The 18,159-nt window shown below is 62.2% G+C and carries 16 protein-coding genes; 7 read left to right on the top strand and 9 right to left on the bottom strand.

The window, feature by feature from the left end:
• Positions 1-11 precede the first annotated feature (11 nt).
• Positions 12-1,301 carry a guanine deaminase gene (guaD, locus tag QNI81_RS04335; protein ID WP_283967481.1) on the bottom strand — a complete coding sequence of 430 codons (1,290 nt, stop codon included), beginning with the start codon at positions 1,299-1,301 and terminating at the stop codon, positions 12-14.
• A gap of 138 nt (positions 1,302-1,439) precedes the next feature.
• Here guaD and mgtE point away from each other — a divergent pair, with 138 nt between their 5' ends.
• Together mgtE and QNI81_RS04345 are read left to right on the top strand one after the other, a co-directional pair.
• The gene (gene mgtE, locus QNI81_RS04340; protein WP_283967482.1) at positions 1,440-2,828 is read left to right on the top strand and encodes a magnesium transporter; all 1,389 of its coding nucleotides are present in this window, start codon (positions 1,440-1,442) and stop codon (positions 2,826-2,828) included.
• A 20-nt stretch (positions 2,829-2,848) separates the two neighbouring features.
• The gene (locus QNI81_RS04345) at positions 2,849-3,436 is read left to right on the top strand and encodes a 5-formyltetrahydrofolate cyclo-ligase (RefSeq protein WP_283967483.1); all 588 of its coding nucleotides are present in this window, start codon (positions 2,849-2,851) and stop codon (positions 3,434-3,436) included.
• Between the two features lie 72 nt (positions 3,437-3,508).
• On the opposite strand, the gene QNI81_RS04350 is transcribed toward QNI81_RS04345, so the two are convergent.
• On the bottom strand, positions 3,509-4,348 hold the full coding sequence (locus QNI81_RS04350; protein WP_283967484.1) for a 2OG-Fe(II) oxygenase: 840 nt from the start codon (positions 4,346-4,348) through the stop codon (positions 3,509-3,511).
• A gap of 287 nt (positions 4,349-4,635) precedes the next feature.
• Between QNI81_RS04350 and QNI81_RS04355 the strand changes: the two genes are divergently transcribed.
• From QNI81_RS04355 to QNI81_RS04365, 3 genes are all read left to right on the top strand, one after another.
• Positions 4,636-5,448 carry a TIGR00282 family metallophosphoesterase gene (locus QNI81_RS04355; protein ID WP_283967485.1) on the top strand — a complete coding sequence of 271 codons (813 nt, stop codon included), beginning with the start codon at positions 4,636-4,638 and terminating at the stop codon, positions 5,446-5,448.
• A gap of 456 nt (positions 5,449-5,904) precedes the next feature.
• Complete coding sequence (locus QNI81_RS04360; RefSeq protein WP_009177180.1) at positions 5,905-7,683, top strand: SLC13 family permease; 1,779 nt, start codon at positions 5,905-5,907, stop codon at positions 7,681-7,683.
• Between the two features lie 127 nt (positions 7,684-7,810).
• Entirely contained in the window at positions 7,811-8,275 is a 465-nt protein-coding gene (locus QNI81_RS04365) for an META domain-containing protein (protein WP_283967486.1), read from the top strand.
• A gap of 46 nt (positions 8,276-8,321) precedes the next feature.
• Here the strand turns inward: QNI81_RS04365 and ybiA are convergent, their stop codons facing one another.
• The 4 genes from ybiA to QNI81_RS04385 form a co-directional block, all read right to left on the bottom strand.
• Positions 8,322-8,711 carry a riboflavin biosynthesis intermediates N-glycosidase gene (ybiA, locus tag QNI81_RS04370; RefSeq protein WP_283967487.1) on the bottom strand — a complete coding sequence of 130 codons (390 nt, stop codon included), beginning with the start codon at positions 8,709-8,711 and terminating at the stop codon, positions 8,322-8,324.
• Positions 8,712-8,871: 160 nt separating this feature from the next.
• Positions 8,872-10,545, bottom strand: coding sequence for an FAD-binding dehydrogenase (locus QNI81_RS04375; RefSeq protein WP_283967488.1), 1,674 nt, complete (start codon positions 10,543-10,545; stop codon positions 8,872-8,874).
• A gap of 298 nt (positions 10,546-10,843) precedes the next feature.
• Positions 10,844-12,619, bottom strand: a complete 1,776-nt coding sequence (locus QNI81_RS04380) for an SLC13 family permease (RefSeq protein WP_283967489.1) — start codon at positions 12,617-12,619, stop codon at positions 10,844-10,846.
• 73 nt (positions 12,620-12,692) lie between these two features.
• On the bottom strand, positions 12,693-13,310 hold the full coding sequence (locus QNI81_RS04385; protein ID WP_283967490.1) for a GNAT family N-acetyltransferase: 618 nt from the start codon (positions 13,308-13,310) through the stop codon (positions 12,693-12,695).
• Between the two features lie 208 nt (positions 13,311-13,518).
• Between QNI81_RS04385 and QNI81_RS04390 the strand changes: the two genes are divergently transcribed.
• On the top strand, positions 13,519-14,259 hold the full coding sequence (locus QNI81_RS04390; RefSeq protein ID WP_283967491.1) for a YebC/PmpR family DNA-binding transcriptional regulator: 741 nt from the start codon (positions 13,519-13,521) through the stop codon (positions 14,257-14,259).
• A gap of 277 nt (positions 14,260-14,536) precedes the next feature.
• On the opposite strand, the gene QNI81_RS04395 is transcribed toward QNI81_RS04390, so the two are convergent.
• The 3 genes from QNI81_RS04395 to QNI81_RS04405 form a co-directional block, all read right to left on the bottom strand.
• Positions 14,537-15,490 (bottom strand): helix-turn-helix domain-containing GNAT family N-acetyltransferase, encoded by a 954-nt coding sequence (locus QNI81_RS04395; protein ID WP_283967492.1) that lies wholly within the window; start codon positions 15,488-15,490, stop codon positions 14,537-14,539.
• A gap of 75 nt (positions 15,491-15,565) precedes the next feature.
• A complete protein-coding gene (locus tag QNI81_RS04400; protein ID WP_283967493.1) occupies positions 15,566-16,417 on the bottom strand; it encodes a COG3904 family protein in 852 nt (283 codons plus the stop codon).
• 38 nt (positions 16,418-16,455) lie between these two features.
• A complete protein-coding gene (locus tag QNI81_RS04405) occupies positions 16,456-17,343 on the bottom strand; it encodes a LysR family transcriptional regulator ArgP (RefSeq protein WP_283967494.1) in 888 nt (295 codons plus the stop codon).
• A gap of 112 nt (positions 17,344-17,455) precedes the next feature.
• Between QNI81_RS04405 and QNI81_RS04410 the strand changes: the two genes are divergently transcribed.
• Positions 17,456-18,085 carry a LysE/ArgO family amino acid transporter gene (locus QNI81_RS04410; RefSeq protein ID WP_283967495.1) on the top strand — a complete coding sequence of 210 codons (630 nt, stop codon included), beginning with the start codon at positions 17,456-17,458 and terminating at the stop codon, positions 18,083-18,085.
• Positions 18,086-18,159 lie beyond the last annotated feature (74 nt).

Here is an 18,159-nt window from a genome sequence, read left to right on the forward strand (position 1 = left end):
CAGCGGGGCCTTCAGTGGGCCTTGCGGCCATTGATGCGGACCTCTGCGATGGCGCGATCATCGCCCATCATCAGCGTCGAGAACAGCGCTTCCCAGAGATCAGTCGCGCGGTTGGCGCGCTGGGCAATAGCCGGGGTCGAGGCAAGATCGAGCACCACGATATCAGCCTCCATGCCCACTGCGAGATTACCGACTTTGTCCTGAAGTCCGAGCGCCGTGGCAGAGCCCTGGGTCGCCAGCCACAGCAGTTGCGCCGCATGCAAAGGCGTGCCGCGCAGTTGAGCGACCTCATAGGCGGCGGCCATGGTGCGCAGCATTGAAAAGCTCGATCCACCACCGGTGTCGGTCGCGAGGCCAATGCGCTGCCCCTCGTGTATCAGCCCTTGCATGTCAAAAAGGCCTGAGCCGATGAAGGTGTTGGAGGTGGGGCAATGAATGAGGCTTGCGCGGGTTTCGCGCAGCCGGTCGCGTTCGCGCGGTTCCAGATGGATGGCGTGGCCAAAGATGGCGCCTTCACGCAGAAGGCCAAAACGCTCGTAAGTGTCGAGATAGTCGCGCGCCTCGGGATAAAGGCTGCGCACCCATTCAATCTCATCGAGTTGCTCGCTCAGATGGGTTTGCATCAGACAGGTGGGATGCGCGGCCCAAAGTGCGCCGAGTGCTTCGAGCTGTTCTGGCGTTGAGGTGGGCGAAAACCGTGGCGTGATCGCATAAGTAATCCGGTCGACACCATGCCAGCGCTGGATCAGCGCGGCGCTGTCGTCATGGGCGCTCTGGGGCGTATCCCGCAGGCCCTCGGGGGCGTTGCGGTCCATGCAGGTCTTGCCTGCGACCACCCGCTGCCCGCGCGCCTGCGCCGCCTGAAACAGCGCCTCGACGCTTTCGGGATGGATGGTGCAGTAGCTCGCCACCGTTGTGGTGCCGCAGGCGGTGGTCAGATCCAGATAGCGCGCCGCGATCTCTGCCGCATACCCCGCATCGCCAAACCGCATTTCCTCCGGGAAGGTGTAGGTGTTGAGCCAGTCGATCAGCCGCTTGCCCCAGCTGGCGATGATCGCGGTCTGCGGATAATGCACATGCGCGTCGACAAACCCCGGTAGGATCAGCTTGTTGCCGTGATCAACGATCTCTGCCTCTGGCAGCGCCTTGGTGAGCGCAGCACGGCTGCCAAGCGCCACGATCTTGCCGCCGCGCAGGGCAATGGCCTCGTGCTGTTCCACGGCGGCTTCGGGGCCGGCCGCATCAAAAGGGGATGCCGAAAAAGACAGCACCCGGCCCAGAAGAATGAGATCTTGTTTCATTGCGGTGTCACATCTGTTGTCAAATCAGTTGCACAGAGGATAGGGCTCTGCGCGGTGAGGGTAAATTGCTGATGGGCCGTTGTTTTTGCCCGCATGCATCCTTTAGACAGGTAACTCAGGTAAACCGGAGGGCTGCGAATGACCACAGGCGAGAACACCCCCGAGACAGAACCCACGGGCGAAGACGCTTACGAGCTGGATCGTAAGCGGGTCGCGCAGATCCTCTTTGCGCTGGATCGCGACGACCGCGAGGCGCTTGTTGACCTGATGGAGCCGCTGCACCCGGCTGACATCGCTGACCTTCTGGAGCAGATCAACGCGTTTGATCGGGGCCGATTGATCCGGCTCTATGACAAGGAGTTCGACGGCGATATCCTGTCGGAACTGGATGAATCCATCCGTGAGGAAGTCATTTCCGCCCTGACCCCGCAGGTGCTGGCGGATGCGGTGCGCGATCTGGACAGTGACGATGTGGTCGACCTTCTGGAGGATCTGGAAGAACCACAACAAGAAGCGATTCTTGACGCACTCGAAGACAGCGACCGGGTCGCCATCGAGCAATCGCTCTCTTATCCGGAAAACTCCGCAGGCCGCCTGATGCAGCGCGAGGTGGTGACCGCGCCCGAACACTGGACCGTGGGGCAGGCCATCGACCACATGCGCGAGGCAGAAGAGCTGCCCGAGCAATTCTATCACGTGGTCATCGTGGACCCGCGTATGCATCCCGTGGGGCAGGTGACCCTGGGGCGGCTGATGAGTTCGCGCCGCACCAAGCCCCTGATCGAGATTATCGAGGAGACCTTTCAGGTCATCCCGGCGGCGCAGGACGAAGAAGACGTGGCCTATGCCTTCAACCAGTATCACCTGATCTCTGCGCCCGTGGTGGATGAGGACGGACGGCTGGTCGGTGCCATTACCATCGACGATGCGATGGCGGTGCTGGACGAGGAGCACGAAGAAGACATCCTGCGTCTGGCCGGTGTCGGCGAGGGGAGCCTCTCGGACCGGGTCTCCGAGACGACCAAACAGCGCTTTCCGTGGCTTGCGGTAAATCTGGTCACCGCGATCTTTGCCTCACTGGTGATCGCGCAGTTTGAGGCAACGATTGCGCAGTTTGTGGCGCTGGCGGTGCTCATGCCCATCGTGGCCTCCATGGGCGGCAATGCCGGGACGCAATCGCTGACGGTGGCCGTGCGCGCGCTGGCGACCCGCGACCTGACCGGATCAAACGTCTGGCGGGTGATCCGGCGCGAGGTGCTGGTGGGCCTGATCAATGGCGCCATCTTTGCGGTGGTGATGGGCATCATCGGGGTGGTCTGGTTCGGCACGCCGATGCTTGGGGTGGTGATCGCTGCCGCAATGGTGATCAACCTTGTCGTCGCGGGGCTCGCGGGCACGGTGATCCCGGTTATTCTTGACCGTATCGGTGTCGACCCGGCGCTGGCCTCGGGCGCATTCGTGACCACGGTGACGGATGTTGTGGGCTTTTTCGCCTTCCTTGGTCTTGCGGGTGCGGTACTGCTGTAACAGGTCGGCAGGAGCAGGACATGAGCGAGACGGATCACAATGCGGCCGATTTGGCGGCGATCAAGGCTGCGGCGCGCAAGGCGGCTTTTGTGCGTCGCAAGGGCGCGTTTGAGGCGCAACGCCCCGGCGCGGCGGGCCATCTGGCCGAGGTGCTTGCGGGCTATCGAGGCGTGCCGCTGGCGGGATATATGGCGATCCGCACCGAGATCGACCCGGTGGACGTCATGGCTGAGGCCGCGGCCCATGGCCCCGTGGGCGTGCCGGTCATTCAGGGCGCGGGCCTGCCGCTGGAGTTCAGCCGCTGGCAACCAGAGGGCGCGCTGCGCGATGGACCTTTTGGCGCCAAAGTCCCGGAATTGGACGATTATTTCGACCCCGAAATCCTGATCGTGCCGCTGGTGGCCTTTGACGCTGCGGGCAATCGGCTGGGTTATGGCGGCGGTTTTTACGACCGTACGCTGGAACGGCTGCGTGCGCGCCGCGCCACCCTTGCAATTGGCTTTGCCTTTGATGCGCAAGAGGCCGAAGGCCTGCCACTGGAGCCCACCGACCAGCCGCTCGACATGATCGTGACCGAGAGCCGGGTGCTGGATTTCAAACGCGGATAGTTTAAGGGCGGCATGGCGCGCCGTGGCGCGCGCCCGGCGTTGCCTCTGCTGGGCTGTCGTCGTTCTGGCGACTTAGAACCCCAGCTTTTCCAGACGCCATGCCAATTTGCGGTGGAGCACCGGAGGCAGCAGATCTTGCAGCAGTTCTCGGCGGGCCACTTGGCGGTCACGCTGGTCCTTGGTGCCGGGACGTGGCTTGAACAGCGTGGTGTGGCTCTTGCGGGTGCTGTCCCAGGTGGCGGTGTAGTAATAGAGCGCGATCGACATGCGCGGCTCGCCATCGGGGTGGTTCACCGGCTCGGGGTTGCCATGCCAGCTCTCGGAGGAGGTGGAGAACATGCACATCCGGTTAAAGAGCGGCACGTAACTGGCCAGCTTCCCAGACATATTCTCGTCCCAGACCTCAAAGGAGCCGCCATATTCCTCGCGCCAATCCTTGTTGAGATAAATCAGCAGATTGACCCGGCGTTCCAGATTGAGGCCTGCGTGATGGTTGAAATCCGCGTGGATATCCAGATGGCCGCCATTGGCCACCACATGAATGCCGCCGCCTGCAAAATAAGGGTCGGGGATCAGCCCTTTGATGCCAGTGAGTTCTTCGATAAAGGCAATCACCGGGCGCGAGTTCAGTGCATAAAACAACTGTCGCGTATACATTGGCAGGCGCTCGGGCACATAAGAGGTCTTCAGCCGTTCTTGTGGGCGATCATAGCTGTTGGCAGCTTCTGGCAGCTGTTTCAGCTCCTCGCGCACACGCTCCAAAATTTCCGGGTTCAGGAAGTTGTCGTAACCGCCATAATTGAACGGTGCGCGGGCTTGATACTCCGCTGCCAGCGGCTCTGCGGCGGCGCGGGCATCGCGCGAAGCCATCAAGAGGGTGTCAGGATCAAGGTTCAATACCGGTGTGGACATGTTTTGGACTCGTCTGAAAAAATTACAGCGGCGCTGGGATTGGCTGCGCTTGGATATGAGGGTCAGACTTGTCGGCCTGCGGCCAGTACGCAACTCTTTTATTAAAAAGCCGCACATCTTCGGTCGGTCCATAAGGATAGGAGGGAGAAATTCTGCGCAAAGGGCGGGATTGTTGGCCAGCGCAAAACAGTGACGTCTGTACGGTTTGCGCGCAGGCGCGACAGTGCGGGCAGAAAACCACAGGCTTTGCCCTTGTGGCGCGCCGCCACTGCGCCTATTCCGGGGGCATGCGAATTCTGTTTCTTGGCGATGTGATGGGCCGCGCGGGACGTGCGGCGGTGAGCGAAACTCTGCCGCGTCTGCGCGAGGAGTGGCGGCTCGATTTTGTTGTGGTGAATGGCGAGAATGCCTCCAACGGGATGGGGTTGTCGGGTGAACATGCCAAGATCCTGTTTGAGGCGGGCGCGGATTGCGTGACGCTTGGCGATCATGCCTTCGATCAAAAGGACATGCTCCAGTACATCGAGCAGGATAGCCGCATCGTGCGACCGCTGAACTTTGCTAAGAGTGCACCGGGGCGGGGGCATCGGCTGTTCACCGCACGCGGCGGTCAGAAGGTTCTGGTGCTGCAGGCGCTGGGGCAGGTGTTTATGAAACGCGCCTTTGATGATCCTTTTGGGGCGGTCGAGGGCGTGCTGAAATCGCATCCACGCGGTGGGCTGGCGCAGGCGATCATTGTCGATATGCATTGCGAGGCCACCTCCGAGAAGATGGCGATGGGGCATTTTTGCAATGGTAAGGCGTCGCTTGTGGTTGGGACACATACCCATGTGCCGACAGGCGATGCGCAGATCCTGGAGGGCGGCACCGCCTATCTGACCGATGCGGGTATGTGCGGCGATTATAATTCCGTGATTGGCATGGATAAGGCGGAACCGATGCGCCGTTTCCTCACTGGCATGCCCAAAGGGCGCTTTACGCCCGCCAGCGGTGCTGCAACGCTTTCGGGCGTTTATGTGGAAACCGACGATCGCACCGGTGCCGCCAAACGCATCGAGATGGTGCGTCAGGGTGGCCTCTTGCAGCAGGCCGCGCCTTAATCCCGGGCGCTACGCAAAACCGGTGGTCCTCCCGCCCGTCGTCATGCTTTTTGACAAAAGCCCTCCTCCCGTTGGGCCGGGCCGCGCACGCTGTGCGTGCGCGGCCCGGCCCAACCGAGACCGTTTCTCTGGCGCAAGCCAGAGTAGCGTGTCTTGGGCGGGAGCCCCCCCGCCACTGGGCAGGTTTAACCGGGCAGGCTTAACTGGGCCGACTTAACCGGGCAGGGCCTATTTTTCACTGTGAGGCCACTGAAAGGCGCAGCCGGAACCCTTCCGGGCAAACTGCGCGATGGGGGGCAAGCCCGTCAGATGTGCCATACGCGCCGATCTGGCTGCATTCACTGAATTTTTGCTGCGACAATCGCTTGCTGCGCGCTGCCAGATCGGTGAAACTGCCCGTTGGCTGAAGCCCCGCCCCGGAGTGTGGCGGGTGCGACCCTGACATAGTGGATCTGTATGTTTCTCTTTCAATCGGGTGACACCACAAGCGCCATTCTGGCCTTACTGATCGTCCTTGGGATGTTCGTGGCCTTCCTGCGTGAAACCTACCCCACCGAGGTGGTGGCCATTTGCGGCGTCTCGCTCATGCTGATCACCGGCGTGTTGCCCTACGCAGAAGCACTTCCGGTGCTGGCAAACCCGGCGCCATGGACCATCGCGGCGATGTTCCTGATCATGGGGGCCTTGGTGCGCACGGGCGCATTGGATGCCTTCACCTCAGTGGCCCGCAAAAAGGCCGAGGTCAGCCCAAAGATGGCAATTGCGCTTTTGATGGGTTTTGTGGTGATCGCCTCGGCCTTTGTCTCCAACACGCCCGTAGTGGTGGTGATGATCCCGGTCTTTATCCAGATCGCGCGCACGCTCAATGTATCACCCTCCAAGATGTTGATTCCGCTGTCCTATGCGGCGGTTCTGGGTGGCACGCTTACCTTGATCGGCACCTCCACCAACCTGCTGGTCGATGGGGTGGCCCGCGCGCAGGGTCTGAAGCCCTTCTCGATCTTTGAGGTCACGCCCTTGGGCATTGTGGTGGTCACTTGGGGGCTGATCTATCTCCGCTTTATCGCGCCGCGCCTGCTGCCCGAACGGGACAGCATGGCGATGATGCTCTCGGATCGTTCCAAGATGAAGTTCTTTACCGAGGCCGTAATCCCCCCCGACAGCAACCTGATCGGACGCGAAGTTACTGGTGTTCAGCTCTTTAAACGTCCGGGCGTGCGGTTGATCGACGTGATCCGGGGCGATGACTCCCTGCGCCGCAACCTCGAAGGGGTGGAGCTTCAGGTGGGCGACCGCGTGGTTCTGCGCACCAAGATGACCGAACTTCTGAGCCTGCAACGCAACAAGGAACTGAAGCGCGTCGATCAGGTCTCCGCGGTGGAGACCAAAACGGTCGAGGTGCTGATCACGCCGGGCTGCCGTATGGTGGGCCGCAGCCTTGGCGCCATGCGTCTGCGCCGTCGCTATGGCGTCTATGTTCTGGCGGTGCACCGGCGCAATCAGAACATCGGCGTGCAGCTCGACGATCTGGTGGTGCGCGTGGGCGACACCTTGCTTCTGGAGGGCGCGCCCGGCGACATCCAGCGCCTCGCCGCCGAGATGGACATGGCCGATGTCTCTCAGCCCACGCAGCGCGCCTATCGGCGCAGCCATGCGCCAGTGGCGGTGGCCGCGATGGTCGGGATCGTGATCGCCGCAGCCTTTGGCCTGGCACCGATCCTGATGCTGTCGATCCTTGCGGTGGCGCTGGTGCTGGCAACCCGCTGTATCGACGCGGATGAGGCATTTTCCTTTGTCGACGGGCGTTTGCTGGCGCTGATCTTCTCCATGTTGGCCATCGGGGCGGCATTGGAAAGTTCCGGTGCGGTCAAACTCATCGTCAGTGGGATCTCGCCGCTGCTCGCGGATTTGCCGCCATTTTTCCTCGTCTGGGCGGTCTATCTGCTGACCTCTGTGCTGACGGAACTCGTCTCAAACAACGCGGTGGCCGTGGTGGTTACGCCGATTGCGGTGGGGCTCGCTCAGGCGATGGGACTTGATCCGCGCCCGCTGGTGATTGCGGTGATGATTGCAGCCTCGGCCTCCTTTGCCACGCCCATTGGCTATCAGACCAATATGCTGGTCTATGGCCCCGGCGGCTACAAGTTCTCGGACTTCCTGCGGGTGGGCATTCCGCTCAATCTCTCGATGGGATTGCTGGCCTCGGCGGTCATTCCGCTGTTGTGGCCCCTTTAGGCACCTGAACGCTGGGATGCGCGTCTTTTCGCGCATCCCGCCTGCATGTTTCGCAATTCCCCTTGCGACGGAACCCGCCGCTTCCCACGTTTATCCCACGAGACAGACAAAATTGGGAATGGGACCCATGAAGACAACCCGAAGAGCCTTTATCGCCGCCGTTCTGGTGGCAGCCTCCGCCATTGGAATAGGGGCGCAGACCCGTGCCACGGAGCCTGCGAAACCACCGCTTGCCAATACCGAATGGACGCTAAGCCAGATTGAAGGCGAGGCCCCGCTGGAAGGGCGCGGCCTTGATCTGAGCTTTACTGAGGATGGCCGTTTTGGCACCAGCGCCGGATGTAACCGCTTTATGGGCGAAGTGGAGATCAAAGGCCGAGAGATCAGCTTCCCGGACAAGCTTGCAGGCACCATGATGGCCTGCCCCGAAGGACTGGCAGAGCAGGAAGAAAAGGTGCTCTCGCTCCTTGCACAGGTGACCAGCTACCGTATCGAGCCGAAGGCGCTGATCCTGGTGGACAGCGAGGGCAGAGAGCTGTTGTGCTACAGCCGCGAAGTCAAGAAAGACAGCCTTGTTGAGACCAGCGGCTAAGGCATGTGGTCAGGAGGGGCGCTTCCTGACCCGCCCTGCGCTTCGGTCAGGAGTTGCCGACGCTCGCGTTGCTTGACAGCTCGCGTCGAACCGTCATCAGGATCTGACCCAGCTTATTGAGGCCGCGCCCATCCGGGCCGCAGCCCCAATAGGCATCCATCGGCGCATTCTCTACCAGTTGTGCCTCCCCGGTGCTCAAAAGGAGCTGCCGGGGGGCCGCGTGGGTCTGGAATTTGCACCTAACAGCGGTAAGCATGATGTCGTCCTTGACCTCTTCCCAATCCGCGCGCAGCGGTATGGCGCGTGTCATGCCAAGGGCTTTGGCCGCCTTTGGCTTATGGCAGCGACGAATGCGTTCGCGGTGGTCGGCGTCATGAAACTTCATCGCCTGAAAGTAGTGCTCCACCGTGCGCCACCATGTGCCGTCAAATGCCACACCATAGGGAGCAAAGTTTGAAAACTCCGCGTAAGGGTCTGTTTGAGCATAAAAATAGATGGGTTCGGGTGTAGGGACATCGGTATTGAGTATCTCATCACAGGGGCATGGCGCCAGCCAAAGATGCGCTCAACGGGCGTGCAATCATTTCTAGTGTCGATCAGGCGATTTGATCCGAGCGTCCGGCTTGTCGGCCGGAAAACAGGCAGCCGCCCAGAAATGTGCCCTCCAGCGCGTTGTAGCCGTGATAGCCGCCGCCCCCAAATCCCGCCGCTTCGCCCACCGCAAACAGGCCGGGCAGTGGTGCGCCGTCTGCGCCGATCATCTGGCTGTCCAGCGTGGTGTGCAAACCGCCCAATGTTTTGCGGGTGAGGATACTCAGCCGCACCGCAATCAGCGGCCCGTTGGCGCGGTCCAGAAGACGGTGCGGCTTGGCCGTGCGAATGAGCCGGTCGCCGCGATAGTTGCGCGCCGCATGGATCGCCTGAATTTGACGGTCCTTGGCAAAGCCATTGTCGACCTGCGCATCCCGCGCCTCGATCTGTGCCCGGATATGCACCTCATCCAGCGCCACATCGCCGATCTCATTCATGCCCCGCACCAGATCCGAGAGGGTCTCCGCCACCACAAAATCGGCGCCGTGTTTCTTGAAGGCCTCCACCGGGGCCGGGGCCTTGCCGCCGGACAACAGCCGCGCGCGCAGCACCTCTGCCCATTTGCCAGAGGTGAGGTCCGGGTTCTGCTCCGAGCCGGAGAGGGCGAATTCCTTCTGGATGATCTTCTGGCTCAGGATGAACCAACTGTAATCCTGCCCGCTCGCCAGGATCGCCTTCAGCGTGCCCAGCGTGTCAAACCCCGGCAGCGCCGGGTCGGGGAGCCGGGTGCCATGGGCATCAAACCAAAGAGATGAGGGGCCGGGCAGAATGCGAATGCCATGGTTGGGCCAGATCGGGTCCCAGTTCCTCAGCCCCTCGCAGTAGTGCCACATGCGATCACCATTGATGATATGGCCGCCTGCGGATTGCGCCACCTTCAGCATGCGCCCGTCCACATGGGCAGGCACGCCCGAAACCATGCGGCTGGGCGCGGGGCCAAGGCGTTCGGTGGGCCAGTTGGCGCGCACCATCTCCAGATTGCCGCCGATGCCGCCCGAGGCCACAATGAGCGAGGGGGCGTAGACCTCGAATTCGCCCACCTCCTGCCGGTTGGTTTGCGCACCGATGGGGCTGGTGTCCTCGGCCAGCACCTCACCCGAAACGCCCTTGATCTGGCCGCCCTGCTGGATGATGTGGCTGACCTGATGGCGAAAGCGCGCATCAATGCGACCAGCGGTCATATGCGCCTCAATGCGTCGGGCAAAGGGGGCCACGACGCCCGGTCCGGTGCCCCATGTGATGTGAAACCGCGGCACCGAGTTGCCATGTCCCTCGGCACGACCATCGCCGCGCTCGGCCCAGCCCACCACGGGAAACCAGCGCAGGCCCAGACCGTGCAGCCACGGGCGCATGTCGCTAGCGGCAAACTCCAGATAGGCCTTGGCCCATTGCCGGGGGTAGTCGTCCTCGGGGCGATCAAACTGCGCGCTGCCCGCCCAATCCCGCCGCGCCAGATCGAGGCTGTCGCGAATGCCCATGCGGCGCTGCTCGGGCGTGTCGATCATGAAGAGACCGCCCAGGCTCCAATGCGCCTGACCGCCGAGGAAATGAGCAGGCTCCTGCTCCAGCAGGATCACCTGCTTGCCCCGGTCTGCCAGCTCATTTGCGGCCACCAGCCCCGCCAGCCCGGCCCCGATCACGATGACATCGGCGCTGTTGTCTCTCTGCGCGGCGGCCATGGCGCTCCTCCCCGATTGGCAATGCCCTTGGGTCTGAGCCTAGGCGCAAGGGGCCGCACCGCGCAATCCTTGCGTGTAGAGCTGCCGTGAGGGCACGCCAGTTCGGGCGCAGTGAGCGAAAGCGGACAAGCGGGACTTTGCGCGGCGGGGGCTTGAGGTTTTGCGCCGCACCTTCGTGCGTCGCGGGGGGCGGGGGCCGCGCCTTTGGCGCGGCCCCCGCCGGGCCCAACGCTTTTGGAGGTGGCTTTGCCGCATCCATAAAGGGGCGGGAGCCCCCCCCTCCCTCGTGTGGCTTTGATCAGAGCGGCCAGAAGAACAGGATTGCGGGGATCGACACGGCGATCACGAGGATCTCCAGCGGCAACCCCATGCGCCAATAGTCGCCAAACCGATATCCCCCCGGCCCCAGAACCAGCGTGTTGTTCTTATGTCCGATGGGGGTCAGAAACGCCGCCGAGGCCGCCACGGCCACCGCCATCAGAAACGGATCAGGCGAGACATCCAGTGCATTGGCCATGGAAATCCCCACCGGGGCCGCCACAATTGCCGTGGCCGTATTGTTGAGCACATCCGACAGCGTCATCGTCACCACCATCAGCACCGTCAGGATCGCCCACGCGGGCATTCCCGCCGTCAGATCCACCAGCCCATTGGCCAAGAGTTCGGTGCCGCCGGATTTCTCCAGCGCCTGTCCCAGCGGGATCATCGACCCCAAAAGCACCACCACCGGCCATTCCACGTGGTCATAGATCTCTGCCACCGGCAGGATTTTCAACAACACATAGCCAATCGCCACCAGCCCCAGTGCAATCGGCAAGTATAGGAAGCCCACCGAGGCCGCCAGAACCGCCGCCGCAAAGAGACCAATGGCCCACCATGTCTTGTCATTTGCCGTCACCGAAAGGCCGCGCGCCGCAAGCGGCAAACAGCCCAGCCAGTCTGCCACCTCTGCGCCGCGATCACGTGGGCAGAGGATCAGCAGAATGTCACCCGCGGCCACTTCGGTCTGGCGCAGGTGCTTTTTCAGCCGCTCGCCCTGCCGGGCGATCCCCAACAGAACCGCGCTTTGCCGCCATGCCAGCCCCACGGCCTGGGCACTGCGGTCAGCAATGCGGGAATGCTCCGGCACCACCACCTCGATCAACTCCAGCCCATCGCCTGCGGCCTTGAGCTTTTCTTCGCGCGCCGCATCGGAGAAATCGAGTTTCAGAGTGGTGCGGAACTCATCCAGCGCCTCGGGCGTGGCTTCCAGCACGATGGTATCGCCCGCCTGCAACAGCGCGCCCGAGGCCCGACCATAGCGACGCTGGCCGCTTCGGATCAGTCCAAGAATGGCCACATCGGCTTTCTCGGCCTCGGTATCCAGACTGCCGAGCCGCTGGCCGATCAGCTCAGATTCTTCGGGCACTGTCAGTTCCGCCACATAGGGGGCGAGCTGGCTCTCGGTTGCGCCTGCCGCCCCAGAGCGGTCCGGAATCAGCCGCCAGCCCACCAGCGCTACAAAGGCCAGACCCGCAGCCGCCGCTGCAAGGCCGACGGGGGCAAAGTCAAACATCTTGAACGGCTCACCCAATGTGTCATGGCGGATCGTGGCGATGATAATGTTGGGCGGCGTGCCGATCAGTGTGGCCATCCCGCCAAGGATGGTGGCAAAGGACAAGGGCATCAGGCTTTGCCCCGGCGCACGCCCCGCTTTGCGCGCGGTCTGAATATCCACCGGCATCAACAGCGCCAGCGCCGCCACATTATTCATAAACGCCGAGAGCACCGCACCAACGCTGCCCATCAGGGCGATATGCGCCCCAAGCGCGCGGCTCTGGTCGACCAGCGTGCGGGTGATCAGATGCACCGCACCGGATTTCACCAACCCTGCTGAGACCACAAGCACCAGTGCCACCACCAATGTGGCCGGATGACCAAAGCCCGCAAAGGCGTCTTCGGTTTTCACTAGCCCCAGCACCACCGCCACCATCAGCGCGGCAAACGCCACCAGATCATAGCGAAACCTGCCCCAGAGCAGGAGGCCAAAAACGGCGGCGAAAAGGCTGAAAAGCAGGGTCTGGTCCAATGTCATGCGGCCACTCTAGCTGCTGGCGTGGCGCTGACAAGGCGTTGAAATGAAATCCGCATCAATCGGCCCATGCCTGTCAACGCCACCGCGCGCCCACTTCAGGCAAGCGCTTCGGATCTCGCCGCTCGTAGCCCAGCCCATCGACGCGTGAGCCATCCGGCAACAGGCAGGCATTTGGTTGGCGGGCATAGGGTTGAAACCCCAGCCGACGTGCGAGTGCGGCACTGGCCCGATTGTGGGCGGCATGGCCGGTGGTGACACGCTGTGCCCCGAGTGCGCGAAATGCCATCTGGGTGACAGCGGTGACCGCTTCACTGCCATAGCCCTTGGCTTGATGCGTGTTGCTGATCCAGTAAGCGAGCCGGAAACGCGCCTCTTGCCAATGCGGGATCACATCGATCCGACCGATCAGCTGCTTTTGCTGCCAGATGATGTAAGGCAAGCGCTGGCGCCGGTTTAATGCGTCGATATCACGTGTCAGCCGCTGGCGTTGCCAGTCCGGGCTGGCTTCTTCAGCTGTGGTCCCCATCTCTTGATGAAACCATGGCCATAGCTCTGCGTGGTTTTTGCTGCGCACGTCCGCAAGTGCAGTGGCATCGTCACGGCGCGCAAGTCGTAGACTGAGCCTCTGGGTTTCTATCCTTTGCGGGATAAAACCCCTCGGCTCTGCGTGATCGCCGGATAGGTATTGCATCGCAATGGCTCCTCTGCCTGCCCGACCAGATCAGCAGAAAATCCACTAAAGACCAAGGCTTGGCGCAACAGACCCTGCCTTCTGAGCAATGCATCGCCCGTCAACGCCATGCGGTCTGAGGGCCTCCCCTCAAAGCCCTGCCTTGAAAGCCTGTGCGCTCCGGGGCTATATGAGCGCCAGTTTCTGAAATCAAAACACAGGATGCACCATGGCAGGCCATTCCAAATGGGCAAACATCCAGCACCGTAAAGGTCGCCAGGATGCTGCGCGGTCCAAGCTCTTCTCCAAACTTTCCAAAGAAATCACCGTCGCCGCCAAGATGGGCGACCCGGATCCCGAGAAAAACCCGCGCCTGCGTCTTGCTGTCAAGGAAGCCAAGTCGAACTCGGTGCCCAAGGACGTGATCGACCGCGCCATCAAAAAGGCCACCGGCGGTGACGCGGAGAATTACGATGAGATCCGCTATGAGGGCTACGGCCCCAACGGTGTTGCGGTGATCGTCGAAACCATGACCGACAACAAGAACCGCACCGCCTCCACCGTGCGTTCGACGTTTTCCAAAAACGGCGGCAACCTTGGCGAGACGGGCTCCGTGGGGTTCATGTTCGAGCGCAAGGGCGAGGTTACCTACCCGGCTGAGGTGGGCGATGCCGACACCGTCATGATGGCCGCGATCGAGGCCGGTGCCGAAGATGTCGAAAGCTCCGAAGACGGTCACGTGATCTTTTGCGCCGACACGGACCTCAATGAGGTGTCCAACGCGCTGGAGGGACAGCTGGGCGAATCCGAGAGCACCAAGCTGATCTGGAAGCCGACCACCACCACCGAACTGGATCTGGAAGGCATGCAGAAGCTGATGAAGCTGGTCGACGCGCTTGAAGATGACGATGACGTGCAACGCGTCACCACAAACTTCGAGGCCTCCGACGAGGTGATGGCGCAGCTCTGATCCGACCGGATCACGCGTAGGATGTGACGGCTCCGACTGCTTTGGTCGGGGCCGTTTCCGTTCTGTCTCTGGCCTACTGGTCTAAAGGCGATCTGACCCGCCTTGTTTGAGGGTTTGCGCTGCGCCTTGCGCATCGCGAGGGGGCGGGGGCCGCGCCTTTGGCGCGGCCCCCGCCGGGCCCAACGCTTTCGGGGGTGGCTTTGCCACACCTCAAAGAGGGGCGGGAGCCCCCCCGTTTTTGGTCATCTAGCCTTGCGTGAATGAAAGATCGGGCGCGTTATGCGCGGGTCCTCTCAAACTCCTGTTCGATCACCTCTGTGCCCCATTGTGCGCCCGGCGCCTCACGGGTGAGGCAAAAGCCATGTTTTTCATAGAGGTGGCGCGCAGCATTCAGCCCCTTGAAGGTCCAGAGCCGCGTGGTGCGATACCCTTGGGTATCCACAAAATTCACCGCCTTTTCCATCAGCCTTCCGCCAATCCCAAGACCCTGCGCCTTGGGGCTGACGATAAACCAGCGTAAATGGCAGGTGCCGTCCTCCAAATCCTGCCCATCAAGGGACACGGACCCCAAAAGCTCTTCCCCCTGATAGGCACAGAACACCGTATTCGCCGAGGACTCGATGCGGGACATGAACTCAGACATCTCGCTTGCAACTTTGCGCTCAAACACCGCGCCAAACCCATAGTTTTGCGCATAATATGCAGCATGAAGCGCGCTCACCGTGCCTATGACACCGGGGCTGTAGCCCTGATGCCAGCGCACCTCTTGAACGGTAGGTTGCTTTTGCGCACCGGATGCCCGCAAGGCATCGGCGAGCAGTGTCAGGCCTGCTTCGATTGTCTGTGCCTCTTCGGCGGAGGTTCTATCCAGTGCCGTGCGAAACTGCTGCCTGCCGAAGTGTTCCAGCTCACGCAGCAGATCGCGCCCTTTTGGTGTCAGGCTCAACCGGCGTGATCGCCTGTCAGCGGTATCGCATATCCCCTCAATTAGCTGGTCGGACTCCAGCTTTTGCAGCAGGCGGCTGACCGAGGATTTCTCCAGATGCAACAGGGGGCCCAGCGCGCTGGCGGTCGCCACCGTGCTATAGCCAATTTCAAGGATCGTATGCACCGCCGAAGGTGAAAGATCCGTCCCGGCCAAGCCCTTTTGCATAAAGCCAAGTTCGCGCATGATGTGACGGGCGGCCGCGCGCATTTTGTCGATACGGGAGGTATCAGAGGGCTGATTCATGGTTGTATAGTACAACTAAATCTGTAAGCCGCCAAGCCAACTACCATGGACGGAGGCCTCTCATGTGTGGCCGCGTTAGGGGCGCAACACGCCTGCGGCGCGCAGCATAGGCTCATCCGGGTACCACATGCGGTTCGGGGGCATATCAAAAATCCGCGCGGCAAACTCTGGCTGCATACCCTGCGCGACAAAGCTGGCGCGATCCTTTTCCTGCGCGCGATCAATATCATAGCCGGGTAGGTTCACGTCCTCGGCCAATCCGTACCCATGAAATCCGAGCCGCGCATCCGGCGCGAGGCGACGTTGATGTCCTGCCATGAACAAAAGGGTGCAGGCCGAACTGCACTCACCCTGCACAAGGGTATCGAGCCCAGCCGCCGCGATCACTTGCGCCGCGCCGCGCGCCTCATAGATGTGGCCACCGGGGCTGCTCAGGCGGATTTCATCAATGCCGGGGGAGAGGTCCAACATCTGAGAAAGCCGCGCCTTCAGCCCAAAGGTGATCTCGCCGTCAAAGGTGAGGCTGCGGCCATCCGGGCTGCGCGTCAGGGTATAGAGCGCCTCGCGCGCGCGCCGCATCTGTTCGCTATGTTGTTCCTCGAGCGGCGGGCGATGTGCAATCAACACCGTGTTCCACCAAAGGGTTGCGCTGGAGAGGATCGCCAACAGGCAGAGCAGATAGCCGCCCCAGATCGGGGCCATCGCACCGGTGTCGCGAATATGGGCCTCGGCCGCGCTGTGATAGCGCGCGATCTGCCACAGCAAGAAAACCGCATCCCCCGCCACCAGCAGATAGGCCAGCCAGACCGGCAGTTGCAGGCTCTGGTTCATGCTCCAAAACGCCGTCAGCAGCAGCGCGCGCGGCACAATCAGCCGGACCCACACGCTATGGGCAAAAGACCCTTTGGGATGACGCAACAACAGCATACTGCCAGCCTAGCAGCTGTCCGCAGTCTGCGACCAGCCTAGCGATCCTGTCGCAACATATCTGCGGCAGACGAACGGACCGCGCGGGTGATCTCGCGCAGGGCAGGGGCCATAATCCGGCTCACCTGCCAATAAAGCGGCGTATCCAGCTGGCTGCCGGGCACCAGCTCCACCAGATCTCCGCGCGCCAGATAGGGGCGTGCCAGCACCTCCGGGTTCATTCCCCAGCCCAGCCCGGCGGCGGCCGCATCCAGAAACGCCTGTGTGGAGGAGAGGTAATGCGCAGGCGGCACGATGCCCGGTGCAACATGGCGATCCAGCCAGCGATGTTGCAGCCGGTCCTTGGCGTTGAACACCATACAGGGCGCGCGACGGGCCGCCTCAGTCGTCAGCCCCTCCGGGAACCACCGCGCCATATAGGCGGGGCTGGCCGTTGCCACATAAGACAGCCGCCCCAGCGCATGCACATCACAGCCGGTGACCGCGCGGGAGTCTGCGCTCACGGCGGCAGAGACCACCCCACGGCGCAGCCATTCCGTGCTGTGGTCCTGATCGTCGATCACCAGATCAAACAGCACATCATCTGCCGCGACCATTGCCTGCACAAACCATGTGGCGAGGCTGTCGGCATTGACCGCAACCTTCAGCCGCGCCGGTTTTTCGGTGGTCTCCAAGGACAGATCCCGGCTGAGACGGCGCTCCAGCAGGGCGATATCCTCGGCATGTTTGGCAATGCGCAGCCCGGTTTCGGTGCCAGTGCAGGGGCTGGTACGGTTCACCAGCGGCGTGCCCACCCGATCCTCCAGCGCCTTGATCCGCTGCGAGACCGCCGAGGGCGTCACGCCAAGCGCCGCCGCCGCGCCATCAAAGCTGCCAAGATCAAGCACCGCGGAAAGCGCGGCCAGCTGGAGAGGGTCATATCGCATTAGCAAAACTTAATTGAGGTCAGTATCTTTAATTTGATTACGCCTCAGCCCGGCTTTAGTCAAAGGCAACCGCCTCCGGGCGTCGCGCAATGACACAAAAGGACAAAGCCCGATGCAGCCCCTTCCGATGACCGCAGACATGCTGCCGACCCTGATGGCAGGCTTTGGCCTTGGCTTTAGCCTGATCCTTGCGATCGGGGCGCAGAACGCCTTTGTGCTGCGCCAAGGCATCCGGGGCCAGCATGTGCTGCCCATCGTGTTGACCTGCGCGTTTTCGGACGCGTTGCTGATCACGGCCGGGGTGGCGGGGGTTGGCACGCTCACCGCCGCGGTGCCGTGGTTTGAAACCGCGATGCGCCTTGGCGGCGTGCTGTTTCTGACGTGGTACGGGCTGCGCGCGCTCCGGGCGGCGTGGACGGGGGGCGCAGCACTCAGGACCGAAGGGCAGGGCGTGCAGACCGCGCTCCTGCCTGCGGTGCTGACCTGTCTGGCGTTTACCTGGCTCAACCCGCATGTCTATCTCGACACGGTGGTGCTGCTTGGGGCGATTTCGGCACAATACACACCGGCGTGGATCTTTGGCCTTGGCGCGGTCACGGCCTCTTTCGTGTTCTTTTTCACGCTGGGCTATGGCGCGCGGCTCCTGGCACCGGTGTTTGCGCGGCCCCGCGCATGGCAGGTGCTGGACGCGCTGATCGGCGTGGTGATGCTGGCGCTGGCGTTGAAACTCGCCCTGATGTGAGCGGGCGCGCAGGGTCTGTGCAAAACCAAAAGGCTGTCAGAGTTGCCCGCGTGGCCTAGTTTAGGGGAGACGCG

The sequence above is a fragment of the Tritonibacter sp. AK171 genome, from assembly GCF_030127025.1.
GTDB lineage: Bacteria > Pseudomonadota > Alphaproteobacteria > Rhodobacterales > Rhodobacteraceae > Epibacterium > Epibacterium mobile.